This is a genomic window from Salipiger abyssi (genome assembly GCF_001975705.1).
Taxonomy (GTDB): Bacteria; Pseudomonadota; Alphaproteobacteria; order Rhodobacterales; family Rhodobacteraceae; genus Salipiger; species Salipiger abyssi.
Genome location: NZ_CP015093.1, coordinates 3,423,533 through 3,448,491, shown reverse-complemented (window position 1 = coordinate 3,448,491; position 24,959 = coordinate 3,423,533). Strand labels below are relative to the sequence as shown.

Here is a 24,959-nt window from a genome sequence, read left to right as displayed (position 1 = left end):
GGAATTTGCAAGCGTTTTCAAAAACGCTTGGCCCCGCTCAGAGCGTTTCGAACTGCGCCCGATCCTTCGCCGACCAGCGCACTGTGAGGTGGAACCCGTCCTCCTCTTGACGCTCGTCCTGCACCAGCCCCTTGCCGAAGAGCCAGGACCGCCGGCGCCCGTCGTCGAAGCCCAGCACCAGCGCCTCTTCCACGGTCTCGCCCTGAAGCCGCCCGGTCACCGCCTGCAACATCGGGTCGAGCCCGTCGCCGGTCAGCGCCGAGACCGCAAAGACCGTCTCCTCGCGCTCGGCCCGCGTTGCGACCGCCGCGCGCGCCTCCGGCTCCAGCCGGTCGGTCTTGTTCCAGATCTCCAGCAGCGGCACCTCCTCGCGCACGCCCAGAGAGCTCAGGATCGCCGCGACATCGCGCGCCTGCTCCTCGGTATTGGGATGCGAGATATCGCGCACATGCAGGATGATATCGGCCGCCAGCACCTCTTCGAGCGTGGCGCGGAAGGCGGCCACCAGCTCGGTCGGCAGGTCAGAGATGAACCCCACCGTGTCCGACAGGATCACCTCGATTCCCGTGGGCAGCCGCACCGCCCGCATGGTCGGGTCGAGCGTGGCAAAGAGCATGTCCTTGGCCATCACCTCGGCGCCGGTCAGCCGGTTGAACAGCGTGGATTTTCCCGCGTTGGTATAGCCCACCAGCGCGACGATGGGATACGGCACCTTGGCGCGCGCCTTGCGGTGCAGATCGCGGGTCTTGACCACCCTATCGAGCTGCCGGCGCAGCCGCACGAGCTGTTCGTCGATGGCGCGCCGGTCCGCCTCGATCTGCGTCTCGCCGGGGCCGCCGACAAAGCCCAGCCCCCCGCGCTGACGCTCAAGGTGGGTCCAGGCCCGCACCAGCCGCGTGCGCTGATAGGAAAGCGCCGCCATCTCGACCTGCAACACGCCCTCGCGCGTCGCCGCCCGGTCGGAGAAGATCTCGAGGATCAGCCCGGTCCGGTCGAGCAGCTTAACGCCCCATTCCTTTTCCAGATTGCGCTGCTGCACCGGCGTCACCGGCCCGTCGACCAGCACCAGCTCGATCTCGTCCTCCTCGAGCTGCGCCTTCAGCTCGGCGATCTTGCCGGAGCCGAAGAGCGTGCCCGGGTGCGGATCGCGCAACGGCACGACAATACCCCCCGCGACCTCCAGGTCGGGGAGCGCGGCAGCCAGCGCCATCGCCTCTTCCAGAGCCATCTCGGCATCGCGTCGGTCGCGATCCGAGCGGATGTCAGGATGCAGGACCCAGGCGCGGGTCACATGCGTTGCGTGTTCCTTCAATCGCTGCCGTCGCCGTCATACAGGTTGATCGGCTGCGACGGCATGATCGTCGAAATCGCATGCTTGTAGACCAGCTGCGACTGCCCGTCGCGGCGCAGAAGCACGCAGAAATTGTCGAACCAGGTGATGACACCCTGCAATTTCACGCCGTTGATGAGGAATACAGTGACCGGAACCTTGGTTTTGCGGACATGGTTGAGAAACGCGTCCTGAAGGTTTTGTCTGTCCGAAGCCATTGAAATTGCCTTTGTTCTTGCCTTTTGCCGCTTTGCGGCTTTCCCTCTTCCGGCCGAGTATGTATCGCGGGTTCCGGAACTTCCAGTGCAAAAATCCGGTCGCTGCCCGAAAGCCGGGCGGCGTGCCGCTCACTGCCCGCGCGGCAGGCAGGACGGCGCGGAGCGCGCTAGCCCGCTGCCGGCGTGCGCGCCTTCCAGTCGCGATGCCAGGCCCGTACCGCCTCGCGCGATTCCCAGATGTAGCGCGGATCCTCCTGCACCCGCGCCGACCAGAGCCGGCCCTGCCCCAGACGCCAGGGATCGAGGATCAGCCCCTGCTCCCAGTTCTGGCCGCGCGCGGTGACCACCACGGTCGCGTGTTCGAGGCTGAGATTGCGGGCATTGGCGATGGCCCGGTGCAGCTCCAGCGTGCGGAAGCCCTCCGCATGCAGCGCGATCTCCAGCGCATCGGCCCAGTCCTGGCAGACGCCCTTGTCGCGGAACCCGTTCACCACCTTGAAATTATGCACCAGCGGCGGATCGACCACGCGCCATTCGCGCGCCCAGTCGAGCGGCTTCAACACAGCGATGCGCGCCGCGCGTTCCGCCTCTGCCGGGTCGACCCCTGGCCCCAGCGCGCGCAGCTCCGCCGCGACCTCGGCAATCCGCGCCTCCTGTGCGCTGGCGCTCGCGCTTGTCTCCGAGGCCTGGGTCGAGACCACCGGCGCCGAACATCCCGCCAGCGCCGCGATCAGCATGCTCAGCGCAACTGCGCGCAGATGCCGCCGCTCACCCCGCCTGCTGAACATGATCCTCGTCCACATAGGCGATGCGCCCGCCGGATTTCGAGCCGGTCACCACGCCCAGCGATTTCAGCTTGCGGTGCAGCGCCGAGCGCTCCATGCCGACAAAGGCCGCAGTGCGCGAGATATTGCCGCCGAACCGGTTGATCTGGGTGAGCAGATATTCCCGCTCGAAGGCCTCGCGCGCCTCGCGCAGCGGCAGGGTCGCCAGCGTGCCCGAAAGCACCACGCGCCCCTCTTCGTCGCCACCCGCGGGCGCCTCCTGCGGCAGCTCGCGCGCCTCGATGGGGCCAGTGCCCTCGCCCAAAATCAGCACCCGCTCCACCAGGTTCTTGAGCTGGCGCACATTGCCCGGCCAGATCATCGTCTGCATCAGCGCAATCGCATCCTCGGAAAGCGGCCGCACCGGCAGGCCCTGCGACTTGTTGCAGGCCTCGATGAAATAGCCGGCGAGCATCGGAATATCCTCGCGGCGGTCCTCCAGCGAGGGCACCGCGATCGGCACCACGTTGAGCCGGTGATAAAGCTCCTGACGGAAGCGGCCCGCCGCGATTTCCTCGTCGAGATCGCGGTTGGTCGAGGAGATCACCCGCAGATCGACCCGCACCTTGTCGGCGCCGCCGACGCGGGTAAAGCTCTGGTCGACCAGCACGCGCAGGATCTTGGACTGGGTGCCGAGCGGCATGTCGGCGACCTCGTCGAAATAGACCACGCCGCCATGCGCCTGCTCCAGCAGCCCCGGTTCGATGCCGCGCTCGGGCGTCTCGCGACCGAACAGCACCTCTTCCATGGTCTCGGGCGCGACGCCGGCGCAGTTCACCGTCACGAACGGCCCCTGCGCACGGCCGGAATGGGCATGGATGTAGCGCGCCGCCACCTCCTTGCCGCTGCCCGCGGGCCCGGTGAGCATCACGCGTCCATTGGATTTCGTCACCTTGTCGAGCTGGCTGACCAGCGCGCGGAACGCGGCGCTTTCGCCCACCATCTGCGCCACCTCGGTCTCGCGCCGCTTGAGCTGACTGTTCTCTCGCCGCAGCTGCGAGGTCTCCATCGCGCGCCGGATCACCACCAGCAACTGGTCGATATTGAAGGGCTTTTCGATGAAGTCATAGGCGCCCTGCTTGATCGCCGCGACCGCGATCTCGATATTGCCGTGGCCCGAGATGATGATGATCGGGATATCGGGATTGTCGCGCTTGACGGTCTTGAGGATGTCGATCCCGTCCATCTTGCTGTCCTTCAGCCAGATGTCGAGGATCAGCAGCCCGGGGGGTTCGGCATTGACCTCTGTCATCGCCTCGGTCGAATTCGCCGCCAGCCGCGTGGTGTAGCCCTCGTCCTCGAGGATGTCGCCGATCAGCTCGCGAATGTCGCGCTCGTCGTCCACGATCAGAATATCGCTCATGTCTGCCCCTCTAGTTCTGAAATCACTCTGTTCATATGGCTCGACCGTGCCGGCGTGAGCCCGAGCGGCAGGCGGATCACCGCCATCGCGCCGGCATGGGTGGCGCCGTCGAATAGCGGCGCATCCTCAAGGGCAAGGCTGCCGCCATGCTCCTCGATGATCTTCTTCACGATGGGCAGGCCGAGCCCGGTGCCCTTGTCGCGGGTGGTCACATAGGGTTCGAAGAGCCGCGCGCGGTCCTCCGGCAGGCCGATGCCATTGTCCATGATGCGGATCAGCGCGCGCCCGTCCTCTTCGACAAGGCTCACGCGGATCTCTGGAACATAGCCCTCTGGCACGCCTTTTTCCTGAAGCGATTCAATGGCCTCTCCGGCGTTCTTGATGAGGTTCGTCAACGCCTGGCCGATCATGGTGGCGTCGAGCTCGGCGGGCATCTCCACCTCCGGCAGGTCGATGACAAAACGCACATCCGGCTGCCCGGTCTCCTGCAACAGCGCCGCGCCGCGCAGCAGCGCCACCACGTCCTCGGGCCGGCGCTCGGGCTCGGGCATGCGGGCGAACTTGCTGAACTCGTCGACGATGCGGCGCAGATCCTCGGTCTGGCGCACGATGACCTCGGTCATCTGGCCCAGCTTCTCGGCATCCTCGCCCTCGACCATGCGGCCGAACTTGCGCTTGATGCGCTCCGCCGAGAGCCGGATCGGGGTCAGCGGGTTCTTGATCTCATGCGCGATGCGGCGCGCCACGTCGCCCCAGGCCGCCATGCGCTGCGCACTGACCAGATCGGTCACGTCGTCGAAGGCGATCACATAGCCCTCGAGCGAGCCGTCCTGACGGCGGCGCACAGAGAGCCGCACCAGCAGGTGCTCCAGCCGGCCTTCGCGGCTGACCTTCACCTCTTCCTGCGCCGTCTCCTGCCCGCTGCCGCGCAGCTTTTCGAACAGCGCGCCGAATTCCGGCACCGCGACGGTGATCGGCAGCTCGGATTTGGTCTCGTGCCAGCCCAGCAACCGCTCCGCGGAACGGTTCACGAAGGTCACCCGCCCGCTATCGTCGAGCCCCACCACCCCGGAGGTGACCGAAGACAGCACGGAATCGAACAGCCGCTGCCGGCGCTCGATCTGGCGGGTGTTCTCCAGCAGCGTCTCGCGCTGCGCCTTGAGCTGCCGGGTCATCTGGTTGAAATAGCGCCCGAGCATGGAGATCTCGTCGTCGCCTTCGTCCTCGATGACCTGCACGTCGAGATCGCCGCCGCCGACCCGCTGCGCCGCGCCGGTGAGGCGCCCCACCGGGCGCGCGAGGCGTTCGGCGAACCACAGGCCGAGCCAGGTGGCGGCGAGGATCAGCAGCACCGCAAAGCCCAGATAGAGCAGCGCGAAATCGAAGAGCCGCCGGCCCCGTTCGCTTTCCTGCTGCTGGTAGAACTGCGCGGTCGCCTGCGTTTCATCCAGCAAATTCAGGAGGTTGCCGTCCACTTCTCGACTGACGTACAAGAAGCGGTCGGCAAAGGCATCGAGCGGCACCAGCGCGCGCAGTTCGTGATTGTCCCAATCGGGGATCAGCACCAGCCCCTGTTCGCCGGCCTGCGCGATCTGGGCGATGGTCGGCTGTTCATAATCGAAGAGATAGGAGCGCTCGCCCCGGGCGCGGATCTCGGCGCTGCCGTCGATCACATAGGCCTCGCGCAGCCCGCGCTGGATCTGCCCCTGCCCTTGTTGAAGAATCTGCCGTATATCCCCGTCATCCAAAGCGAAATTCGCCCGACGCGCGGCATCTAGAAAGCGCCCCAGCGCCTCTACGTCCTCACTCAGCCCGCGACGCTGCTCGGCCTCATAGGCCTCTGCGGCGGCGAGCGAGGCGCCCACCACGTTCTGCACGCGGCTGGAGAACCAGGTTTCCAGACCGATATTGATGGTGAGCACCGCAAAAACCGCGACGGTGACCGTGGGCAGCAGCGCCATCAGCGCAAAGACCCCGGTGAGCCGCAGGTGCAGGCGCGACCCCGCCGATTGCGCCCGCCGGTCCGAGATCATCCGCGCCACGCGGAACAGCACCAGCGCCGCCAGCAGCAGCACATAGACCAGATCGGCCAGCAGCACGAGCCGCAGGCTCATCTCGGTGCCCTTGCCGCTGTCGAGCGGCCCCAGCACCATGAAGGTGGCAAAGGCCAGCACCGGCCCCAGCAGCACGAGCCCCAGCGTCGCCACGTTCTGCACCCGCCGCTGACGCCGCAGACGGCTCAGCCGCGTCCAGGTCATGCTACGCGCCATAGATTTCCGTGCCCGAGTGGCCACAGATATACCTCACCAGGATGTGCTGCTCGAAGCAGCGGACCGCCATATCCTGTGGCTTCTTCGCCACCCCGTCCGAAAACGAAGCAGCGCGGCCACATCTATGTGACCCTTTTACATCAGTTTGCGGCGGCGTGTCACGCGAATATCCAGATCGGTGATCTTCTTGCGCAAAGTATTGCGATTGATTCCCAGCAGATCGGCGCATTTCGCCTGATTGCCGCCGGTGGCCTCGAGCGCGATCTCGATCAACGGCGCCTCGACCTCCTTGAGGATGCGGGCATAGAGCCCCGGCGGCGGCAGCATATTGCCGTGCAGGTCGAAATAGCGGCGCAGGTGGCGGGCCACCGAGGTGCCGAGCTTTTCGGCATCGCCGCCGCGCAGGATCGGGCCGGTATCGGGCTGATTGCCCAGCACCGCCTCGACCTCGGAGCGGCTGATCTCTTCGGCGCGCGAGGTCAGGCTGAGCCGGCGCACGGCGTTTTCAAGCTGGCGCACATTGCCCGGCCAGCTATAGGCGCGGAAAAGCTCGGCGGCATCCTTGGAAAGCCAGCGCTTGGGCGCGCCCTCGCGCTCGGAGCGGGCGAGGAAATGCTCGGTCAGCAGGGCGATATCCTCGACCCGTTCGCGCAGGCTCGGCACGTTGATCGTGGCGCCGGAGAGCCGGTAATAGAGATCCTGCCGGACATGGCCCTCCTCCATCGCCTGGGCCAGATCGCCCTGCGAGGTGGCCATGAAGCGCGGCACATGCTCGCCCGGGATATCCATCATGCGCACCACGCGCGCCTGGATCTCGTCGGGGATGTCGGTGATCTCGTCGATCAAAAGCGTGCCGCCCTTGACCCGCGCCAGCACCCGCGCCGGGCCTTCGAGATCGGACAGGTCGGCGCCGGTCACGGTGATGAAGGGCAGCGTGCGGCGGTCGGAGAAATCATGCACCGCGCGGGCGATGAGCGATTTTCCCGTGCCGCTCTCGCCCGAGATCAGCACCGGCAGATCGGTGTTCATCACCCGCGCCACGAGGCGGTAAAGCGCCTGCATCGCCGGGGTCTTGCCCACCAGCGGCAGCTCGTCCGGTCCGTCGGCGCCGATCGTCGCCACCTCGTCGCGCTTGGGCGCGCGGTTGCGATTGTCGAGCGCCTTGGCGGTGCGCTTCATCAGGTCCGGCAGGTCGAAGGGCTTGGGCAGGTAATCGTAGGCCTCGGCCTCGGCCGCCTGGATCGCCGTCATGATGGTGTTCTGCGCCGAGATCACGATCACCGGCAGATCGGGCCGGTCCTGATGGATCTTGGGCAGCATCTCGAGCCCGTTGCCGTCGGGCATGACCACGTCGGAGATCACCACGTCGCCCTTGCCCTCGCCGACCCAGCGCATCAGCGTGGTCAGCGAACTGGTGGCATGCACCTTGCAGCCCGCGCGGGTCAGCGCCTGGGTCAGAACCGTCCGGATCGTGCGGTCGTCGTCTGCGACTAGAACCGTGCCGTCCATTATCTCTTCTCCTCTGTCTCGCGCGGGGCGCGCGGAAGCGAAATGCGAAAGACCGTGCGGCCGGGAACGGAATCCACGGAAATCCAGCCGTCATGGTCCGAGATGATCTTGGAGACCAGCGCCAGCCCCAGCCCGGTGCCGTTCTCCTTCCCCGAAACGAAGGGGTCGAACACATCGCCCTTGATGTCGTCGGGCAGACCGGGGCCGTCGTCGATCACCTCGACCTGAAGGGGCAGCTTCTGCGTGGTGCCGTCGGCGCGGCGCATCCGGAAGGAATGTTCATAGAACGTGTGCAGCCGGATCGTTCCGCCCTCTTTCGGGTCGGCGGCTTCTGCCGCGTTCTTCAGGAGGTTCAGCACCACCTGCAACAGCTGGTCGGGATCGCCGAAGGCCAGCGGCAGCGAGGGGTCGTAATCCTCGATGAATTTCATATGCGCGCCGACGCCGAGCTGGGTCGAGCGGCGGGCGCGGTCGAGCACGTCATGGATGTTGACGGGCTTCTTCTCGGGCGCCGAGAGATTGCCGAACTGCTCGACCTGTTCGAGCAGCTTCACGATGCGGCGGGTCTCGGCGACGATGAGGTCGGTGAGCTCGAGATCCTCTTTCGACAGGTTCATGCTCAGAAGCTGCGCCGCGCCGGTGATGCCGGCGAGCGGGTTCTTGATCTCATGCGCCAGCATCTCGGCCATGCCGATGGCGGATTTCGCGGCGGATTTCACCGAATGGCTCTGGGTCATGCGCCCCGCCAGCTCGCGCGGGGAAATCAGCATGATGAACCAGCCGGGATAGTTCTGCACCGGCGCGATCTGGAGGTTGCAGACCAGCGGCGCGCGCGCGCCGGTGCCAACATCCACATCGTTGACGAAAAGCGGCGTGCCGTGTTCGCGCGCCCGCGCCAGGCTTTCCTCCAGCGGCGCGTCGACCGCCAGCCGGTCCCAGATCGGCTGGCCGATTAGCCATTTCGCCGAATTGTTCATGAAGCCCTCGGCGGCCGGGTTCATGTCGGCGATACGCTCCTCGGCATCCAGCAGGATGGCCGGCACCGGCAGCGAGGACCAGAGCTGCATCTGCAATTCGCTGTTCATGCCGCCTCCGCCAGCGCGTCTTCGAGCGCCGCACGCAGCCGCGCCCGCACCTGCGCGGGGTCGCGCTCGGTCAGGATCTCGCGGCGCATCTGCGGCGCGGTGCCGGCGGCATCCATATACCAGCCGAGATGTTTTCGGGCGCATCTCACACCCAGGTCGGCGCCGTAAAACGCGATCATCGCTTCATAATGCTCCAGCACGATTTCCGTCAGATCCGCCCCGCGCGGCACCACCGGCGCCGGCGCGCCGTAAAGCGCATGCGCGATCTCAGCCAGCCGCCAGGGCGCGCCCTGCGCGCCACGGCCCACCATCACCCCGTCGGCACCCGAAAGCCGCAGCGCCTCGCGGGCGCTGGCGGCGTCCACGATGTCGCCATTGGCCACCACCGGTACCGAGACCGCCTCTTTCACCGCGCGGATTGCCGCCCAGTCGGCGCGGCCCTTGTAGAACTGGCAGCGCGTGCGACCGTGGATCACAATCATCCGCACCCCTGCCGCCTCGGCCCGGCGCGCCAGATCGGCGGCGTTGAGCGTGTCGCCATCCCAGCCGAGCCGCGTCTTCAGCGTCACCGGCACGTCGACCGCGCCCACCACCGCCTCGATCAGCCGCAGCGCGTGGTCGGGCTCGCGCATCAGCGCCGAGCCGGAATAGCCGCCGGTCACCTTCTTGGCCGGGCAGCCCATATTGATGTCGATCACGCGCGCGCCCATATCGGCCACCATGCGCGCGGCCTCGGCCATCGGCTCGGGCGCGCGGCCTGCAATCTGGACGGAGGTGTTCTCGATTCCCGCCCCAAGCTCGGCCTTTTCCCGCGTGCCGGGGCGCGCGGTGAGAAACTCGCCGCTCGCGATCATCTCGGAGACCACAAGCCCCGCCCCCCAGCGCGCCACCAGAGAGCGGAACGGCAGGTCCGTAATGCCTGCCAGCGGGGCCAGCAGGACGGGAGGGGAGATCGACCGGTCGCCCAGAGGGAGTTTCAAGCGCCTATTCCTTGTGCAGATGCTTGGGAGGTAACCTGAGGCCCAAGTATATTCAATTGTTTGGGCACTGCCCCGCCCCATCACAATGCAGTTTGCCTAATTTTTAATCGCGGCGCCAGAGCGCATTGCGCCGCCCCGGGGCAATGCCTAGAGAAGCCGGGAAGGAGCGAGGCCCATGGACACTGCTGTCATCATCGTTGCTGCCGGGCGCGGCACCCGCGCCGGGGGCGCTCTGCCCAAGCAATGGCGCGAGATTGCCGGCAAGCCGGTGGCGCGCTGGACGCTGGAGGCCTTTGCCCATCTGCCGCGCCTCGTTCTGGTGATTCACCCCGACGACCGCGCGCTGGCCGAGGCGGTCGCCGCCGGGCTGCCGGTGACGCTTGTGGATGGCGCGGAGGATCGGGCGGGCTCGGTCCGCGCGGGGCTTGCGGCGCTGGCCGATGCACCGCCAGAGCGCGTGCTGATCCACGATGTCGCCCGCCCCTGCGTCAGCCGCGCCAACATCGACGCGGTTGTCGCCGCGCTGGCCACCCATCCCGGCGCCGCACCGGCGCTGGCGGTGACAGATGCGCTTTGGACCGGCGAAAACGGCCAGGTCACAGGCACCCGCGACCGCACCGGGCTCTACCGCGCGCAAACGCCGCAGGGCTTTCGTTATGCCGAAATCGCCGCCGCCCATGCGGCACAGACCGATGCCGCCGCCGACGATGTGCAGGTTGCCCGCGCCGCAGGGCTGGACGTCGCCATCGTTCCGGGCGAGGAACGCAATCTCAAGATCACCGGCCCGGAGGATTTCGCCCGGGCCGAAACGCTGCTGAAGGGAGACGCGATGGATATCCGTCTGGGCAATGGCTATGACGTGCACCGCTTCGGCGCGGGCGATCACGTTGTGCTCTGCGGGATCAAGGTTCCGCACGGGCGCGGGCTTCAGGGCCATTCCGACGCCGATGTCGGCATGCATGCGGTGACGGATGCGCTTTACGGCGCCATGGCCGAGGGCGATATCGGCCGGCATTTCCCGCCCTCCGATCCGCAATGGAAAGGCGCCGCCTCCGAGATCTTCCTGCGTCACGCGGTAGAGCTGGCGGGCTCGAAGGGCTTCGCGATCTCCAATATCGACCTGACGCTGATCTGCGAGCGCCCCAAGATCGGCCCGCATGCCGCTGAGATGACAGCGGAAATGGCGCGCATCACCGGGCTTGCCCCGGACCGTATCTCGATCAAGGCGACCACTTCGGAACGGCTGGGTTTCACCGGCCGCGAGGAAGGCATCGCCGCCATTGCAACCGCAACGCTGGTGAAACCATGAAAGCCATCGCCTCCTTCCTCTATATCGGCTTCCTGAAGCCCGCCCCGGGCACCTGGGGTTCGCTCGCCGCCCTGCCCGTCGCCTATGCGCTGCTGCTCGCCGGCGGGTTCTGGCTGCTGCTGATCGCCACGGCTCTGGCCTATGCGCTGGGTCTGGTGGCGACGAAAGCGCTGACCCAGAGCGGCGATCACGACCCGTCCTGGATCGTCATCGACGAGGTGGTCGGCCAGTGGATCGCGCTCTTCCCGGTGGGCTATGGCGCGGCGATGATGGGGGTGGAGCTCTGGCGGCTCTATCCCGGCTGGATCTCGGCCTTTGTGTTCTTCCGGCTCTTCGACATCTGGAAGCCCTGGCTGGTGGGCATGGCCGACCGGCGCGGCGATGCGCTGGGGGTGATGCTGGATGACGTGATTGCCGGCGTGTTTTCTGCTATTGTCACGATCATACTCGCCGCCCTTGCCCATGGAGTCCTGATGTGACCGAAGTCCTCGCCCGCGATATCCTGATGCGCGCCCGCGACCGGGGCGTCACCGTCACCACCGCCGAAAGCTGCACCGGCGGCATGGTCTCGGCAGCGCTGACCGATGTGGCGGGCTCGTCGGACATCTTCCATCGCGGAGTCGTCACCTATTCCAACGCCGCGAAGCAGGAGATGCTGGGCGTGCATGCGGAGACACTCTCGGTGCACGGCGCGGTCTCCGAAGAGGTGGTGCGCGAGATGGCCGAGGGCGCGCGGCGCGCGGCGGAGGCCGATTTCGCGGTGGCGGTCTCTGGCGTGGCGGGCCCTGGCGGATCGGAGCAAAAGCCCGAGGGCATGGTGTGTTTCGCGCTCGCCCGCGACGGCGAGACGCTGACAGAGACGGTAGAGTTCGGTGCGCTCGGCCGCGCCAATGTGCGCATGGCAGCGACTCACCACGCGCTGGAACTGCTGCACGACGCGCTGGCGGAAGATTAGCGATCGGTGGGCAGAATTGCCCACCCTACGGGACACGCCCCGGACCTGATCGGGGGCCTCTGCGCGGGCCTGCGCTTGCTGGATCGTCTTGAGCCGGACAAGCGCTTCGCCGAGCCGCGCGCTATTCCATCGCCCCTCCGTCCGGCAGCGCCTTGAGATAGGCGGCCACCGCCGCGCGATCCTCCGGCGCGAGACTGGCGAAGTTCTCCACCACCTCGACCATATGCCCGCCGACACTGTCAAACTCCGGGGTGAAGCCGGTTTCGAGATAATAGGCGATGTCGCTCGCCTCCCAGCTCAGGTGATCCGGCGTCAGGCCCGGGATGGTGCCGCGCCCGTTGGGGTTCGGCGCCCCGGTCAGCCAGCGCCCGGTGTCGAGCCCGCCAAGCGCGTCGCGCGGGGTGTGGCACTCCGCGCAATGGGCCAGCGCCTCGACCAGATAGCGACCGCGCACCAGCTCCTGGCCCTCGGCATCGTCCATCACCCAGCCATCATCGAAATAGAGCAGCTTCCACAGCCCCAGACCCCGGCGGATATTGAACGGAAAGCCCAGCTCATGCGGTTGGCTCGGCGTGTCCGAGGCGGGCAATGTCTGCATATAGGCCCAGAGATCCACCAGATCGCGGTCGTCCATGCGCGCATAGGCGGTGTAGGGAAAGGCCGGGTAGAGATGCGCGCCACCGGGCGCGACGCCGCGCATCACCGCGTTGGCGAATTCTTCCTGGCTCCAGCCGCCAATGCCTTGTCCGGGATCGGGCGAGATATTGGGGGCGAGGAAGGTGCCGAAATCGGAAGCGAAGCGCTGCCCGCCCGCCAGCACCAGCCTGGCCTCGCCCTCGGCCTCCGGCGCGTGGTGGCACGAGGCGCAGCCGGCGGCGGTGAAAACCCGCGCGCCGCGCTCCGCATCGCCTTCGACACCGGCGAAACTGCCCTCGGGCAGCCGGTCGGGGGCGGTCAGAAGCCAGCCCGCCCCGGCGGCGGCGAGCCCCGCCAGGACAAGACCGCCGATCAGCCTGCGCATGATGTCAGGATTCCGGCGCGCGGTAAGTGTCGTGGCAGGCCTTGCAGGCGCCGCCCAGTTGACCCAGCGCCGGCCCCAGCGCCTCCTGCCCGGTGCCGGCGGCGGCCTGCATGTTCAGCGCGGCCTCGCCGAGCGCGGACCATTTGGAGGAGAAATCGTCGAAATCGTCCCAGATCTCGACCTTGGCGCGGGTGCCGTCGATATCCATCTCCGAACTGCCCTCGGGCCAGAGCGGCCCCTGATGGATCATCGACACGGCGACCACGGAATCGGCGGCCATCTGCGCGGCCTCCGCATCGTAGTCGATCTTGCCCTGCGCCATGCCGCCCAGCGTGCCGAGATTGATCGCGAGGATGCGGAACTGGCCCTGCCGCGCCTTGAGCTGCGCGCTGTGATCCTGGGCATAGGCCGCGCCCGCGGCGCAGACGGAAAGGGCCGCGAGGCCGGTGACAAAACGATTCATGAAACTCCTCCCTTGGCAAACGCGGGCCCCGGAACGGACACCCAACTGAGCTGCCTGAGAGTGTGCGGTTCCGCAGCAATCTGACAACACCCCGCATCGACGCCGGTCTCCGCGCGACCGTTGACGCAAGGGCATGACGCAAGGAAAGGCGAGAAGGCCCGACTAAACTTTTCCTTTTTAAAACATATTATTAAAAAGAAATTCTCAGGCCGGTAAGCTGCAATCCTGACGCGTATGTCTGTCGCACTCCTCGCGCATATGTGAAGGCGCGTCAGGGCATGACACGGGTCGGCACGCGCATCCGTTCGGTGCTCAGCGCGTCGGGCCAGCCGACCCAGCGCTCGACGGCGTAGAGCGCGAGGCAGAACGCGATCACCGCCAGCACCAGTTTCACACGCCCCGACGAGGGCGGGTTGCGCGCCCATTTCGCCATGCGGAGCAACCAGAACGGATTCATCTCAGCCCTCGGGGAAACGCACCTTGCCGATGAAGGGCAGGTTGCGGTTGCGCTGTGCGTAATCGATGCCGTAGCCGACGACGAATTCGTCGGGGATCTCGAACCCGGTCCAGTCGGCCTTGAGCGCCACCTCGCGGCGCGCCGGCTTGTCGAGCAGCGCGATGGTGCGCAGCTTGCGCGGGCTGCGCGAGGCCAGCAGTTTCAGCACGTGATGCAGGGTGAAGCCGGTGTCGACGATATCCTCGACCACCAGCACGTCGCGCCCCTCGATGGGCGAGCGCAGATCCTTGAGGATGCGCACCTCGCGGCTCGACTGCATGGCGTCGCCATAGGAGGAGGCTTCGAGGAAATCCACCTCAACCGGCAGGTCGAGCTCGCGCACCAGATCGGCGATGAAGACGAAGCTGCCGCGCAGCAGGCCGACGACGACCAGCTTGTCGGTGCCGCCGAAATCGCGACCGATCTCGCGGGCCAGCGCCTCGATCCGCGCGGCGATGGATTTGGCCGAGATCATCTCGTCTACGACATATGGCCGCTCTGTCATCCCGCCCCCCTTGCAAAGCCGCGCCCAGCATACGAAATGGGAACCCACTGTCACGCGATAAAGGGACGCCGGACCAGCGACATGCCGACCCATTCCGAGACCAAGCACCTGCCTTATACGGCACAGCAGATGTACGACCTCGTGGCCGATGTGGGCCGCTATCCGGAATTCCTGCCCTGGACCGCCGCCGCGCGCATCCGCTCGCGCGAGGAGCATGGCGATCACGAGGTGATGCTGGCGGATCTGGTGATCTCGTTCAAGGTGTTCCGCGAACGCTTTGGCAGCCGGGTGACGCTCTATCCGCAGGAAAGCCGGATCGACACGGAATATCTCGACGGGCCGTTCCGCCACATGATTTCGAAATGGCAGTTCGAGGACAAGGCGGAGGGCGGCGTCGACGTGCATTTCTTCGTCGATTTCGAGTTCAAGAACCGCATTCTCCAGGGCGCGGCAGGGATGTTCTTCTACGAGGCGATGCAGCGCATCGTGCGCGCCTTCGAACGCCGCGCAGCGGATCTTTACGGCACGGCCTGAGGTTTTTCTCCCCGCCCCGGACCTGATCCGTACATAAAGCGCGGGCTTTCCAGAGCGTGTCGATCCTGTCATCGGGTGGCCAAATCCCTGCCCTTCTGGCGCAGAGCCAACGTGCTGCGTGCCGCGGCGCCCGCACTTCCGCCGCTTTCCCCCTTAACACCGCTCCTCCAATCCCCTATCTGCCCGGTCATGACACAGAGATTGCATATCGTCGGCGGCGGCATGGCCGGATCCGAAGCGGCCTGGCAGGCGGCGCAGATGGGCGTGAACGTGGTGATCCACGAAATGCGCCCCAAGGTGGAGACCTTCGCCCACCGCACCGGCAAGCTGGCCGAGATGGTCTGTTCCAACTCCTTCCGCTCGGACGATCACGAACAGAACGCCGTGGGCCTGCTGCATTGGGAGATGCTGCAAGCGAACGGGCTGGTGATGCGTCAGGCCTATGCCAATCGCCTGCCCGCCGGCGGCGCGCTGGCGGTCGACCGCGAGGCGTTCTCGCAATCGGTGACGGACGCGCTGGCCGCGCATCCGAATATCGAGGTCTCGGGCGAGGAGATCGCCGAACTGCCCGAGGACGGCCAGTGGATCTTTGCCACCGGCCCGCTCACCTCCGACGCTTTGGGGCGCGCCATCGCCACCGAGACCGGTGCCGAGAGCCTCGCCTTCTTCGATGCCATCGCCCCCATCGTCTATGCCGAGAGCATCGACATGGATGTCGCCTGGCTGCAATCGCGCTACGACAAGGGCGAGACCGAGGAAGAGCAGAAGGCCTATATCAACTGCCCGATGACGAAGGCCCAGTACGAGGCCTTCATCGACGCCCTGCTCGCCGCCGACAAGACCGAGTTCCACGAGGGAGAGACCGCCGGCTATTTCGACGGCTGCCTGCCCATCGAGGTCATGGCCGAGCGCGGTCGCGAGACCCTGCGCCACGGCCCGATGAAGCCCGTGGGCCTCACCAATCCGCACAAGCCCGAGGAAAAGGCCTATGCGGTGGTGCAGCTGCGCCGCGACAATGCGCTGGGGACGCTGTTCAATATCGTCGGCTTCCAGACCAAGATGAAATACGGTGCCCAGACGGATGTGTTCCGGATGATCCCGGGGCTGGAGAATGCCAGCTTCGCCCGGCTCGGCGGCATTCACCGCAACACCTTCCTCAACTCGCCGACGCTGCTGGATGCGCAGATGCGCCTGCGCGCGCGCCCGAATATCCGCTTTGCCGGGCAGATCACCGGGGTCGAGGGCTATGTGGAAAGCTCTGCCATGGGGCTGGCCGCCGGTCGCATGGCCGCTGCCGAGCTCCTCGGCCACCCGCTGCCGCAGATCCCGCAGGACACCGCCCATGGCGCGCTGATCCACCACATCACCGGCGGCGCCGAGGCCAAGACCTTCCAGCCGATGAACGTGAATTTCGGCCTGTTCCGCCCGGTCGAGGGGCTCAAGGGCGGGCGCCGGGGCCGGCGCGACCGCTACAAGGCCTATACCGACCGCGCCAAGGAGGCCTGGTCGGGCTGGCTGGCCACGCAGGAGGTGCCCGCATGAACTATGTGCTCGCGCTCTTCCTGCCGCCGCTGTCGATCCTGCTGACCGGGCGTCCGATCCTGTCGATCGTGGTCTTCGTGATCTGGATCCCGGCGATCATCTTTTCCGGCGGGCTGACACATCCGATGTTCATCCTGCTGGCCTGGGTGCTGATCTATCAATCCGGCGAAGAACGCCGCACCCGCCGTATCGAGCGCAGCTATCGCGACGAGTGATGCGCAGCCGCTTTGCGCCCTCGCCCACCGGCCCGCTGCATCTGGGCCATGCCTATTCGGCACTGCTGGCCTCGGACATGACGCGGGCGGCGGGCGGCACATTTCTGCTGCGCATCGACGATCTCGACCAAAGCCGCGCACGCCCGGAATGGGAGGTGCAGCTCAAGGACGATCTGCACTGGCTGGGTCTCGACTGGCCAGAGCCCTGCCGGCGGGAATCCGAGCACCTCGGCGAATACGAAGCGGCGCTGGACAGGCTCTGGCAGATGGGCCTGCTCTACCCCTGCACCTGCACCCGCCGCGACATCCGCGAGGCGCTCTCTGCCCCGCAGGAAGGCGCCCCGCTCACCGGGCCGGACGGGCTGATCTATCCCGGCACCTGCCGCCCGGACACGCCGCCCACCGGCCCGCGCCCGCAGGATGTGACTCTGCGGCTCGACATGGCGCGTGCCTGCGCAAAGCTCACGGCGCCGCTCACCTTCGCCGAAACCGGCGCCGGACCCGATGGCCAGAGCGGCACGATCTCCGCTTCGAACGACGAGATGATCCGCGACATCGGCGATGTGGTGGTGGCGCGCAGGGATATGGGCGCCTCTTATCACCTCGCTGTGGTGGTGGACGACGCGGCGCAGGCGATCACCCATGTGATCCGGGGCCGCGATCTCTTTGACGCCACGCGCATCCACGCGCTGCTGCAACGCCTGCTGGATCTGCCCACGCCGGTCTATCATCATCACCGGCTGATCCGCGACGAGCATGGCAAGCGGCTGGCCAAGCGCGACGACGCCCGCGCCATCGCGCTCTACCGATCCGAGGGCAAGAGCCCGCAGCAAATCCGCGCCATGGTCGGTCTCTGACCGGCGCGGGCGCTCACGTTCAGCGATTTTTTTCCTTTTTCCGCGCCCAGCCGATGAACAGCCCCGCCGCGCCGATAAAGGCCGCGAAATAGCCCACGGGCATCAGCCACCAGGGTGCATCGGCAACCTGTGTCGCGTCCACCGGCGCGGTGCCGAAGGCCGGGCCGAGCAGCGGATAGACCGCCACGATCGCCAGGCCGAGGATGAGAACGGCGGATGAAAGTCGCATGATAGGCATGGTAAACCTCCCGGGTTTCTCCGGAGGAAACGCGCCCGCGCGCGATGGCGTTCCGCCCCTCGCGCAGCCGTGAGGCCTATGCCATCGGCGTCATGATCTCGACCTCGTCGCCCTCGCGCAGCGCCGTGTAGAAACACGAGCGCCGGTTGGTGTGACAGGCCGGCCCGGTCTGGTTCACCAGCGCCAGCAGGCAATCGCGGTCGCAATCCACCCGCAGCTCGACCAGCTCCTGCACATGGCCCGAGCTTTCGCCCTTAATCCAGAAGGATTTGCGCGAGCGCGACCAGTAGGTCACCCGCCCGGTCTCCAGCGTCTTTGCCACCGACTCGGCATTCATCCAGGCCATCATCAGCACCTCGCCGGTCTCCGCCGCCTGCGCGATGCAGGGGATGAGGCCGTTCGCATCATAGACCAAAGTGGCGGGATCGAAGCTCATTGCGCAAAAACCCTTTTGCAGTCGCGAAAACGCCCCCTATCTATGGGAGACGATCCGAAAGGGAAAGCCATGTCCGCCGAGACCGACCTGATAAAGCTATACTCCCAGCGCATCCTCGCACTGGCCGCCGATATCCCGCGCACAGGCCGGCTGGAGGCGCCCGATGCCAGCGTCAAGAAGCGCTCGCCGCTTTGCGGATCGACGGTCACCGTGGATCTGCGCATGCAGGACGGCAAGGTCGCCGATTACGCGCAGGACGTGAAGGCCTGCGCGCTGGGTCAGGCCTCCGCCTCGGTGGTGGGCGCGGCGATTGTCGGCTGCACCCCTGAAGAGATCGTTGCGGCGCGCGACGCGCTGCGCGCCATGCTGAAGGAAGACGGCCCCACCCCGCCCGCGCCCTTCGACGGGCTCGAGGTGCTGCGCCCGGCACAGGCCTACAAGAACCGTCACGCCTCGATCCTGCTGGCGCTCGACGCCGCCAGCGAGGCGGCGGAACAGGCGCGCGAGGCGCAGAGCGCTTAAGCTCATATTGAGGTTTTGCGGTTTATGCCGGTGCTGCAACAGCGCAGGGCCAGCATGCAACACGATCCCTCACTTGGCGCGCCGGGCGCGGCGCGGGAACTGACCAGCCTGACCCGGGGCGCCACCGCGCTCGGGCGCGAGGTTGTCGATATCTCGGGCTTTCTCCAGGCGCTCGACGCGCGCAGCCGCAGCCAGCTCTCCACCCTGACAGAGGTCGGCAAGGCGACAGAGAATGTCGCCGCCGCCAATGCCCGCGTCTCCGCCGATATCCGCGACGTGGCGCAGGGCGCCGAGGAGGCCAGCGCGCAGGTCGAGGCCTCCATCGGTACGCTGGCGCGTTCCGGCACCGCCGCGCGCGAACTGGCGCGCTGGGTGAAATCGGTGCATGCGGAAAACGACGCGGTGGAGGAGATGCTGGGCGCGGTGAAAACCTCCAACGGTCAGATCGCCTCCATCGCCAGCCAGGTGAACATCCTCGCCGTCAATGCCAAGATCGAGGCGGCGCGCGCCGGCGATGCCGGGCGCGGCTTTGCCATCGTCGCCGAGGCGATCAACGAGCTCAGCCAGCAGACCGGCGCGGCGGTGCAGGCGATATCCGCCACCGTGGCGCGCATGTCCGACTGGATCGAGGCGCTGAACTCCGGTGCGCTGCACACCTCGCAGGAGGCGGAGACCGTGCTTTCGGGCGCCGAGGCCGCCGATGCCGCCTTATCGGAAATCCGCGAGCGCATGGGCACGCTGCAAAGCGCCACCGCCCGCATCGCCATGGATATGGACCGCGCGAGCAGCGCCGTGGAGGAGCTGCGCCCCACCGTCGCCGGGCTGCAAGGCTCCGTCGGCGAGGTGACGCGCGGGGTCGACGAGGCGTCGCGCCGCTGCGAGCGGCTGGTCGACGGGTCAGAGGCGATCCTGCAACATGCGGTGGCCATCGGCGGCACCGGCGAGGATGCGGCGATGATTACGCAGGTCAAGGAGCTGGCGCTCCGCGTCTCGCAAAGCTTCGAGGCGGCGCTGGAGGCGGGCCGGATCTCGGGCGCGGCGCTTTTCGACAGCGATTACAAGCCGGTGCCGGGCACCGATCCGCAGCAGATGCTGACCGCTTTCACGTCGCTCACCGACACGCTGCTGCCGCCGATCCAGGAGCCGGTGCTGTCGCAGGATCCGCGCATCGTGTTCTGCGCCGCGGTCGACCGGAACGGCTATCTGCCGACGCATAACCGCAAATTCTCCCAGCCCCAGGGCAGCGATCCGGTCTGGAACGCCGCCAATAGCCGCAACCGCCGGATCTTTGACGACCGGGTCGGGCTCAAGGCCGGGCGCAACACCAGACCCTTCCTGCTTCAGGTCTATCGCCGCGACATGGGCGGCGGCAATTTCGTCATGATGAAGGATCTCTCCGCCCCGATCACCGTGCGCGGCAAGCACTGGGGCGGCTTGCGGCTCGCCTACCGGTTCTGAACACCGCCCCACAAGAAAAAGCCGCCGCGCTCCGGGGGAGGAGGCGGCGGCGAGTAGCGTGTCTTTTTGGGGAAACGGACCGGTGCGTGCCGCCGGGTTTCAGGCAGGCCGGGGGCACATCAGCGGGGACAGTCGCCTTGCATCGGGACAGTGATGCGGGACCGGTCCGGGAAAAGACCGCAGGCAGAAACGAAAAACCTTTCAGAAGCTGGGCAGGTGCAACGCCCCCAGAAGAATGACCACCAAAGACACGCCGCCGATCATATCCTGAAGAAGGGTGGATTCGGCGCGGGTCAGAACCTTGCGAAGCGTGTCGATCATGGTGGCATTCCCTGTCTGGCGTTTTGTTACCCTTTTGTTCTCATGTCTTTTACGATCTGTAAAGAACTTTTTGAGAACATTTGAGAACAAAACAGGTTTCAGCAGAGGTGCGCGCGGCTAACCCACTGAAATCAAACGGATCGCCTCGTCCTGCCGCATCAGCCAGAGCAGCATGCGCGCCGCCTGCCCGCGCTCGCTTTGCAGCGTCGGATCCTCGGCCAGCAGCTTGCGCGCATCGCTCTGCGCCATCGCCATCAACCCGGCCTGGTGCTCCAGATCCGCCACGCGGAATCGCGGCAGCCCCGATTGCGCCGTGCCGATCAGATCGCCGGCGCCACGCATCTCCAGATCGACCTCGGAGATGCGGAACCCGTCCTCGGTCTCGCGCAGGGTGGTCAGGCGTTTCATGCCCGCCTCGCCCAGCGGCGGCTGATACATCAGCAAACAGGTGCTCTCCGCCTCGCCCCGCCCGACGCGCCCGCGCAGCTGGTGCAGCTGCGCCAGCCCGAACCACTCGGCGCGCTCGATCACCATGATCGAGGCATTGGGCACGTTCACCCCGACCTCGATCACCGTGGTCGCCACCAGCACCTTGGTCTCGCCGGCCACGAACCGCGCCATGGCGGCATCCTTCTCGGCGGGCGGCATCTGGCCATGCACCAGCCCCACGACACCCTCTCCCAGCACCGCGCGCAGATGCTTGAAGCGCTCCTCGGACGCCGTCAGGTCGACCGCCTCGCTCTCCTCGACCAGCGGGCAGACCCAGTAGGCCTGCCGCCCCTCGGCCACCGCCTTGCGCAGATGGGCAACCACCTCCTCCATGCGCTCGGACGAGATCAGCGCGGTGCGGATCGGCTTGCGCCCGGGCGGTTTCTCGTCGAGCAGCGAGACGTCCATATCGCCATATTGCGCCAGCGCCAGGCTGCGCGGGATCGGCGTGGCGGTCATCACCATCACATCCGCCGCCGCCCCCTTGCGCCCCAGCTCCAGCCGCTGGCGCACGCCGAAACGGTGCTGCTCGTCGACAATCGCCAGCCGCAGATCGGCGAATTCCACATCCGCCTGGAACACCGCATGGGTGCCCACCAGGATCTGGATATCGCCGCGCGCCAGCGCCGCCAGCTTGGCGCGGCGCTCGGCGCCCTTGTCGCGCCCGGTGAGCAGCTCCAGCACCACGCCGGCGCTTTCGGCAAAGGGTTTCAGCCCGTCGAGATGCTGCCGCGCGAGGATCTCGGTGGGCGCCATCATCACCCCCTGCCCGCCGGCCTCGACCGCGATCAGCAGCGCCATGAAGGCGACCAGCGTCTTGCCGGCGCCGACATCGCCCTGCAACAGCCGGTTCATGCGTTCGGGCCTGGCCATGTCTCCGGCGATCTCGTCCATCGCCCGGGCCTGCGCGCCGGTCGGGCGAAACGGCAACGATGCCAGAACCTTGCGGCGCAGCGCCCCATCGCCCATGGTCTCCTGCCCCTTGCCCTTGCGACGATGCACGCGGGCCAGCGCCAGGGTCAGCTGATGCGCCATCAGCTCGTCATAGGCGAGCCGCGCCCGCGCCGGCGCCGTGGGGGTGAGATCGCCCGCGCCCTGCGGCGCATGCGCCGACGCGATCGCGGCGCGCCAGTCGGGCCAGCCCTCGCGCGCCTTCAGCGGCCCGTCGATCCATTCCTCGAACTCCGGCGCGCGCGACAGCGCATCCGCCACCGCCCGCGTCATCAGCTTTTGCGTCACGCCATGGGTGAGCGGATAGACCGGCTCATACTCCGGCAGACTCGCGGCCTCCTCGGGGGGCAGCATATGGTCGGGATGCACCATCTGCGCCATGCCGTCGAAAAGCTCGACCCGGCCCGAGACCAGCCGCCGCGCGCCCTCGGGCAGCAGCCGCGTGAGGTAGTCCTCACGCCCGTGGAAGAACACGAGCTGAAAGCCGATATGCGCATCCTCCACATGGATGCGGTAGGGCCGGCCGCGCTGCGCGGGTTTCATGTGACGGCCCACCGTCACCTCGACGGTCACCACCCCGGGCAGATCGGCGCCCTGCACCGTAGCGCGCGGGCGGCGGTCGATCACCGAATGCGGCAGGGTAAACAGCAGATCGCGCGGCGCGGCGATCTCCAGCCCCTCGAGCGCCTGCGCGGTCTTGGGGCCCACCCCGTCGAGCGTCTTCAACTCGGCAAAGAGCGGCCAGAGCGCCTCGGGCCGCTGGGTCATGCCCCGATCAGCGCCAGCCAGGCGTCTTCGTCCATGATCTCCACCCCCAGCTCGCGCGCCTTGGTCTCCTTCGAGCCGGCGCCCGGCCCGGCCACGACGATATCGGTCTTCTTGCTGACCGAGCCCGAGACCTTGGCCCCCAGCGCCTCGGCCCGCGCCTTGGCCTCGGCGCGGGTCATTTTTTCCAGAGACCCGGTGAAGACCACGGTCTTGCCGACCACCGGCGAGCCCTCGGTGGCCGGGCGCTCGGCCTCCTGGATGTCGAGATGGGCGGCGAGCCGGTCGATCGAGGCGCGTTCGGCCTCCTGCCCGAAGGAGGTGACCAGCGCCACCGCCACGGTCATGCCGATGCCATCGACGCCGACCAGATCCTCCCAGGCGGCGCGGGCCTCGGGCGCGACCTGCGGCGCCTCGGACCAGACCGCATCGCGGGTTTCCTTGATGCGGGCGCGGCGCTCTTCGGCGGCGGCGGTCTTGCGCTCGGCCTCCACCGCGGCCTCGGCCTGGCGGTGGCGCGCGGCGGCGGGACCGGCGGCGTCGACGGCGGCGATCAGCGCGTCCCAGCGCAGGTAGTGGCGCGCCAGGTCGTTGGCGACCACCTCGCCCACATGGCGGATGCCGAGCGCAAAGATCACCCGACCGAGCGCGATGCGGCGGCGCTCGTCGATTGCGTCGAACAGGTTCGCCGCGCTCTTCTCGCCCCAGCCCTCGCGGTTCTTCAGTTGCTGCATGCCGGCGCCGTAGCGTTCCTTCAGCGTGAAGATATCGGCAGGCTCCTTAATCCAGCCGTCGCGGTAGAACTGTTCCACCTGCTTGGCGCCCAGCCCCTCGATGTCGAAAGCGGCGCGCGAGACGAAATGCTTCAGCTTTTCAACCGCCTGCGCCGGGCAGATCAGCCCACCGGTGCAGCGGCGCACGGCGTCGCCCTCCTCGCGGATCGCCTCGGAGCCGCATTCCGGGCAGGTGCCAGGGAAGGCATAGGGCTGCGCATCCTCGGGGCGTTTCGACAGGTCGACATCGGCGACCTTGGGGATCACGTCGCCGGCGCGATAGACCTGCACCCAGTCGCCGATGCGGATATCCTTGCCGTCGCGGATCGGGTTGCCGGAGGCGTCGCGCCCGGCGATGTAATCCTCGTTGTGCAGCGTGGCGTTGGAGACCACGACGCCGCCCACGGTGACCGGCGTCAGCCGCGCGACGGGCGAGAGCGCCCCGGTGCGGCCCACCTGGATGTCGATGGCTTCGAGCCGGGTCCAGGCAAGCTCGGCGGGGAATTTATGCGCGATGGCCCAGCGGGGGGTGGTCGAGCGGAAGCCCAGCCGCGCCTGAAGCGCGAGGTCGTTCACCTTGTAGACCACGCCGTCGATATCGTAGCCGAGCGTCGCGCGCTGCGCCTCGATCTCGGCATAATGCGCCAGCATCTCCTCCGGCCCGTCGCAGAGGCGGGTGAGGTCGTTGGTCTGGAAATCGAGCGCCTGCAACCGGTCGATGGCGCCTTTCTGGGTCTCGGCCAGCGGCGCCGAGAGCTCGCCCCAGCCATAGGCAAAGAATTTCAGCGGGCGGGCGCGGGTGATCTCCGAATCGAGCTGGCGCAGGGAGCCGGCAGCGGCGTTGCGCGGGTTGGCGAAGCGTTTGCCGCCCTGCGCCTCCTGCCGCTCGTTGAGCGCCGCGAAATCCTCGTGGCTCATATAGACCTCGCCGCGCACCTCGAGCAGCGCCGGCGCACCGTCGAGCCGTTCGGGAATGTCCTCGATGGTGCGGGCATTGGCGGTGACGTTCTCGCCCTCGCTGCCATCGCCGCGGGTCGCCGCCTGCATCAGCACGCCGTCCTCATAGCGCAGGGACAGCGACAGCCCGTCGATCTTGGGCTCGGCGGTGAAGGCCAGCGCTGCGTCATCGGTGAGACCGAGATAGCGGCGGATGCGGGCGTCGAATTCGCGCACCTCCCCGGCGTCGAAGGCATTGCCCAGCGACATCATGCGCTGCGCGTGGCGGACCTTGGCGAATCCCTCCGCCAGCGGCGCGCCGATCTGTTCGGAGGGGCTGTCCTCGCGTTTCAGATCGGGAAAGCGCGCCTCGATCGCGGCATTGCGCCGTTTCAGCGAATCGTATTCCGCATCGCTGATCTCGGGCGCGTCCTCGGTGTGATAGGCGCGATTGGCCTGCGCGAGCAGATCGGCGAGCCGTGCCAGCTCGTCGCGCGCCTGCGCCTCGGTCAGCGCCTCGACCGCAAGTTCCGCTATTGCCTCATCCGCCATGGAAGCGCCCCCGTATCACGCCATCTGGCGCAAGTGATAGGG

At 67.2% G+C, this 24,959-nt stretch carries 25 protein-coding genes; 9 read left to right on the top strand and 16 right to left on the bottom strand.

Going from position 1 to position 24,959, the window contains the following annotated elements; translation table 11 throughout:
- Positions 1 to 37 precede the first annotated feature (37 nt).
- The 8 genes from hflX to dusB all read right to left on the bottom strand — a co-directional run bounded on the left by hflX (position 38) and on the right by dusB (position 9,579).
- Positions 38 to 1,291: a GTPase HflX gene (hflX, locus tag Ga0080574_RS20380; RefSeq protein WP_076703776.1), complete on the bottom strand. Its 1,254-nt coding sequence runs from the start codon at positions 1,289 to 1,291 to the stop codon at positions 38 to 40.
- 17 nt (positions 1,292 to 1,308) lie between these two features.
- The gene (gene hfq / locus Ga0080574_RS20375; RefSeq protein ID WP_076703775.1) at positions 1,309 to 1,548 is read right to left on the bottom strand and encodes an RNA chaperone Hfq; all 240 of its coding nucleotides are present in this window, start codon (positions 1,546 to 1,548) and stop codon (positions 1,309 to 1,311) included.
- Between the two features lie 167 nt (positions 1,549 to 1,715).
- Complete coding sequence (locus Ga0080574_RS20370) at positions 1,716 to 2,336, bottom strand: hypothetical protein (protein WP_076703774.1); 621 nt, start codon at positions 2,334 to 2,336, stop codon at positions 1,716 to 1,718.
- A complete protein-coding gene (gene ntrX, locus Ga0080574_RS20365) occupies positions 2,317 to 3,735 on the bottom strand; it encodes a nitrogen assimilation response regulator NtrX (RefSeq protein ID WP_076703773.1) in 1,419 nt (472 codons plus the stop codon). The genes Ga0080574_RS20370 and ntrX overlap by 20 nt, the downstream gene beginning before the upstream one ends.
- Positions 3,732 to 5,993, bottom strand: coding sequence for a sensor histidine kinase (locus Ga0080574_RS20360; protein ID WP_237219295.1), 2,262 nt, complete (start codon positions 5,991 to 5,993; stop codon positions 3,732 to 3,734). The genes ntrX and Ga0080574_RS20360 overlap by 4 nt, the downstream gene beginning before the upstream one ends.
- Positions 5,994 to 6,140: 147 nt before the next feature.
- Positions 6,141 to 7,514 carry a response regulator gene (locus Ga0080574_RS20355; RefSeq protein WP_076703771.1) on the bottom strand — a complete coding sequence of 458 codons (1,374 nt, stop codon included), beginning with the start codon at positions 7,512 to 7,514 and terminating at the stop codon, positions 6,141 to 6,143.
- Complete coding sequence (locus Ga0080574_RS20350; protein ID WP_076703770.1) at positions 7,514 to 8,599, bottom strand: two-component system sensor histidine kinase NtrB; 1,086 nt, start codon at positions 8,597 to 8,599, stop codon at positions 7,514 to 7,516. The genes Ga0080574_RS20355 and Ga0080574_RS20350 overlap by 1 nt, the downstream gene beginning before the upstream one ends.
- The gene (gene dusB / locus Ga0080574_RS20345; protein WP_076703769.1) at positions 8,596 to 9,579 is read right to left on the bottom strand and encodes a tRNA dihydrouridine synthase DusB; all 984 of its coding nucleotides are present in this window, start codon (positions 9,577 to 9,579) and stop codon (positions 8,596 to 8,598) included. Before dusB ends, Ga0080574_RS20350 begins: the two co-directional genes overlap by 4 nt.
- A 175-nt stretch (positions 9,580 to 9,754) precedes the next feature.
- Here dusB and Ga0080574_RS20340 point away from each other — a divergent pair, with 175 nt between their 5' ends.
- The 3 genes from Ga0080574_RS20340 to Ga0080574_RS20330 are packed head-to-tail and all read left to right on the top strand — an operon-like array spanning position 9,755 to position 11,843.
- Entirely contained in the window at positions 9,755 to 10,888 is a 1,134-nt protein-coding gene (locus Ga0080574_RS20340) for a bifunctional 2-C-methyl-D-erythritol 4-phosphate cytidylyltransferase/2-C-methyl-D-erythritol 2,4-cyclodiphosphate synthase (RefSeq protein ID WP_076703766.1), read from the top strand.
- Positions 10,885 to 11,367 (top strand): phosphatidylglycerophosphatase A family protein, encoded by a 483-nt coding sequence (locus Ga0080574_RS20335; RefSeq protein WP_076703764.1) that lies wholly within the window; start codon positions 10,885 to 10,887, stop codon positions 11,365 to 11,367. The genes Ga0080574_RS20340 and Ga0080574_RS20335 overlap by 4 nt, the downstream gene beginning before the upstream one ends.
- Entirely contained in the window at positions 11,364 to 11,843 is a 480-nt protein-coding gene (locus tag Ga0080574_RS20330) for a CinA family protein (protein ID WP_076703762.1), read from the top strand. The genes Ga0080574_RS20335 and Ga0080574_RS20330 overlap by 4 nt, the downstream gene beginning before the upstream one ends.
- 121 nt (positions 11,844 to 11,964) lie before the next feature.
- On the opposite strand, the gene Ga0080574_RS20325 is transcribed toward Ga0080574_RS20330, so the two are convergent.
- The 4 genes from Ga0080574_RS20325 to hpt form a co-directional block, all read right to left on the bottom strand.
- Positions 11,965 to 12,864 (bottom strand): cytochrome c, encoded by a 900-nt coding sequence (locus Ga0080574_RS20325; protein ID WP_076703760.1) that lies wholly within the window; start codon positions 12,862 to 12,864, stop codon positions 11,965 to 11,967.
- Between the two features lie 4 nt (positions 12,865 to 12,868).
- A complete protein-coding gene (locus tag Ga0080574_RS20320) occupies positions 12,869 to 13,327 on the bottom strand; it encodes a c-type cytochrome (protein ID WP_076703758.1) in 459 nt (152 codons plus the stop codon).
- Positions 13,328 to 13,598: 271 nt separating this feature from the next.
- Entirely contained in the window at positions 13,599 to 13,784 is a 186-nt protein-coding gene (locus Ga0080574_RS20315; RefSeq protein WP_076703756.1) for a hypothetical protein, read from the bottom strand.
- Position 13,785: 1 nt separating this feature from the next.
- The gene (gene hpt, locus Ga0080574_RS20310; protein WP_076703754.1) at positions 13,786 to 14,328 is read right to left on the bottom strand and encodes a hypoxanthine phosphoribosyltransferase; all 543 of its coding nucleotides are present in this window, start codon (positions 14,326 to 14,328) and stop codon (positions 13,786 to 13,788) included.
- 81 nt (positions 14,329 to 14,409) lie between these two features.
- Between hpt and Ga0080574_RS20305 the strand changes: the two genes are divergently transcribed.
- From Ga0080574_RS20305 to gluQRS, 4 genes are all read left to right on the top strand, one after another.
- On the top strand, positions 14,410 to 14,862 hold the full coding sequence (locus Ga0080574_RS20305) for a type II toxin-antitoxin system RatA family toxin (RefSeq protein ID WP_076703752.1): 453 nt from the start codon (positions 14,410 to 14,412) through the stop codon (positions 14,860 to 14,862).
- 189 nt (positions 14,863 to 15,051) lie between these two features.
- Complete coding sequence (trmFO, locus tag Ga0080574_RS20300) at positions 15,052 to 16,404, top strand: methylenetetrahydrofolate--tRNA-(uracil(54)-C(5))-methyltransferase (FADH(2)-oxidizing) TrmFO (RefSeq protein ID WP_076703750.1); 1,353 nt, start codon at positions 15,052 to 15,054, stop codon at positions 16,402 to 16,404.
- Positions 16,401 to 16,619, top strand: a complete 219-nt coding sequence (locus Ga0080574_RS20295) for a hypothetical protein (protein WP_076703748.1) — start codon at positions 16,401 to 16,403, stop codon at positions 16,617 to 16,619. The genes trmFO and Ga0080574_RS20295 overlap by 4 nt, the downstream gene beginning before the upstream one ends.
- Positions 16,619 to 17,476, top strand: coding sequence for a tRNA glutamyl-Q(34) synthetase GluQRS (gene gluQRS / locus Ga0080574_RS20290; RefSeq protein ID WP_076703746.1), 858 nt, complete (start codon positions 16,619 to 16,621; stop codon positions 17,474 to 17,476). Before Ga0080574_RS20295 ends, gluQRS begins: the two co-directional genes overlap by 1 nt.
- Before the next feature lie 19 nt (positions 17,477 to 17,495).
- On the opposite strand, the gene Ga0080574_RS20285 is transcribed toward gluQRS, so the two are convergent.
- On the bottom strand, positions 17,496 to 17,714 hold the full coding sequence (locus tag Ga0080574_RS20285; protein ID WP_156876415.1) for a hypothetical protein: 219 nt from the start codon (positions 17,712 to 17,714) through the stop codon (positions 17,496 to 17,498).
- A gap of 76 nt (positions 17,715 to 17,790) precedes the next feature.
- Positions 17,791 to 18,150 carry a phosphoribosyl-AMP cyclohydrolase gene (gene hisI, locus Ga0080574_RS20280; RefSeq protein WP_076703742.1) on the bottom strand — a complete coding sequence of 120 codons (360 nt, stop codon included), beginning with the start codon at positions 18,148 to 18,150 and terminating at the stop codon, positions 17,791 to 17,793.
- A 69-nt stretch (positions 18,151 to 18,219) separates the two neighbouring features.
- Between hisI and Ga0080574_RS20275 the strand changes: the two genes are divergently transcribed.
- Entirely contained in the window at positions 18,220 to 18,672 is a 453-nt protein-coding gene (locus Ga0080574_RS20275) for an iron-sulfur cluster assembly scaffold protein (protein WP_076703740.1), read from the top strand.
- Between the two features lie 54 nt (positions 18,673 to 18,726).
- Positions 18,727 to 20,130: a methyl-accepting chemotaxis protein gene (locus Ga0080574_RS20270; RefSeq protein ID WP_076706080.1), complete on the top strand. Its 1,404-nt coding sequence runs from the start codon at positions 18,727 to 18,729 to the stop codon at positions 20,128 to 20,130.
- Positions 20,131 to 20,568: 438 nt separating this feature from the next.
- Here the strand turns inward: Ga0080574_RS20270 and recG are convergent, their stop codons facing one another.
- Positions 20,569 to 22,659, bottom strand: coding sequence for an ATP-dependent DNA helicase RecG (gene recG / locus Ga0080574_RS20265; RefSeq protein WP_076703738.1), 2,091 nt, complete (start codon positions 22,657 to 22,659; stop codon positions 20,569 to 20,571).
- The gene (ligA, locus tag Ga0080574_RS20260) at positions 22,656 to 24,917 is read right to left on the bottom strand and encodes an NAD-dependent DNA ligase LigA (RefSeq protein ID WP_076703736.1); all 2,262 of its coding nucleotides are present in this window, start codon (positions 24,915 to 24,917) and stop codon (positions 22,656 to 22,658) included. The genes recG and ligA overlap by 4 nt, the downstream gene beginning before the upstream one ends.
- Positions 24,918 to 24,959: the final 42 nt, after the last annotated feature.

Excerpts from the sequence above, each read along its gene's own strand:
- Ga0080574_RS20360 (WP_237219295.1), bottom strand. The coding sequence starts at position 5,993 with ATGACCTGGACGCGGCTGAGCCGTCTGCGGCGTCAGCGGCGGGTGCAG.
- hfq (WP_076703775.1), bottom strand. The coding sequence starts at position 1,548 with ATGGCTTCGGACAGACAAAACCTTCAGGACGCGTTTCTCAACCATGTC.
- Ga0080574_RS20270 (WP_076706080.1), top strand. The coding sequence starts at position 18,727 with ATGCAACACGATCCCTCACTTGGCGCGCCGGGCGCGGCGCGGGAACTG.
- Ga0080574_RS20370 (WP_076703774.1), bottom strand. The coding sequence starts at position 2,336 with ATGTTCAGCAGGCGGGGTGAGCGGCGGCATCTGCGCGCAGTTGCGCTG.
- hpt (WP_076703754.1), bottom strand. The coding sequence starts at position 14,328 with ATGACAGAGCGGCCATATGTCGTAGACGAGATGATCTCGGCCAAATCC.
- Ga0080574_RS20295 (WP_076703748.1), top strand. The coding sequence starts at position 16,401 with ATGAACTATGTGCTCGCGCTCTTCCTGCCGCCGCTGTCGATCCTGCTG.
- Ga0080574_RS20275 (WP_076703740.1), top strand. The coding sequence starts at position 18,220 with ATGTCCGCCGAGACCGACCTGATAAAGCTATACTCCCAGCGCATCCTC.
- Ga0080574_RS20315 (WP_076703756.1), bottom strand. The coding sequence starts at position 13,784 with ATGAATCCGTTCTGGTTGCTCCGCATGGCGAAATGGGCGCGCAACCCG.
- Ga0080574_RS20325 (WP_076703760.1), bottom strand. The coding sequence starts at position 12,864 with ATGCGCAGGCTGATCGGCGGTCTTGTCCTGGCGGGGCTCGCCGCCGCC.
- ntrX (WP_076703773.1), bottom strand. The coding sequence starts at position 3,735 with ATGAGCGATATTCTGATCGTGGACGACGAGCGCGACATTCGCGAGCTG.
- Ga0080574_RS20285 (WP_156876415.1), bottom strand. The coding sequence starts at position 17,714 with ATGCCTATCATGCGACTTTCATCCGCCGTTCTCATCCTCGGCCTGGCG.
- hisI (WP_076703742.1), bottom strand. The coding sequence starts at position 18,150 with ATGAGCTTCGATCCCGCCACTTTGGTCTATGATGCGAACGGCCTCATC.
- trmFO (WP_076703750.1), top strand. The coding sequence starts at position 15,052 with ATGACACAGAGATTGCATATCGTCGGCGGCGGCATGGCCGGATCCGAA.
- gluQRS (WP_076703746.1), top strand. The coding sequence starts at position 16,619 with ATGCGCAGCCGCTTTGCGCCCTCGCCCACCGGCCCGCTGCATCTGGGC.
- Ga0080574_RS20355 (WP_076703771.1), bottom strand. The coding sequence starts at position 7,514 with ATGGACGGCACGGTTCTAGTCGCAGACGACGACCGCACGATCCGGACG.
- ligA (WP_076703736.1), bottom strand. The coding sequence starts at position 24,917 with ATGGCGGATGAGGCAATAGCGGAACTTGCGGTCGAGGCGCTGACCGAG.
- Ga0080574_RS20340 (WP_076703766.1), top strand. The coding sequence starts at position 9,755 with ATGGACACTGCTGTCATCATCGTTGCTGCCGGGCGCGGCACCCGCGCC.
- Ga0080574_RS20305 (WP_076703752.1), top strand. The coding sequence starts at position 14,410 with ATGCCGACCCATTCCGAGACCAAGCACCTGCCTTATACGGCACAGCAG.
- recG (WP_076703738.1), bottom strand. The coding sequence starts at position 22,659 with ATGACCCAGCGGCCCGAGGCGCTCTGGCCGCTCTTTGCCGAGTTGAAG.
- Ga0080574_RS20335 (WP_076703764.1), top strand. The coding sequence starts at position 10,885 with ATGAAAGCCATCGCCTCCTTCCTCTATATCGGCTTCCTGAAGCCCGCC.
- Ga0080574_RS20350 (WP_076703770.1), bottom strand. The coding sequence starts at position 8,599 with ATGAACAGCGAATTGCAGATGCAGCTCTGGTCCTCGCTGCCGGTGCCG.
- Ga0080574_RS20320 (WP_076703758.1), bottom strand. The coding sequence starts at position 13,327 with ATGAATCGTTTTGTCACCGGCCTCGCGGCCCTTTCCGTCTGCGCCGCG.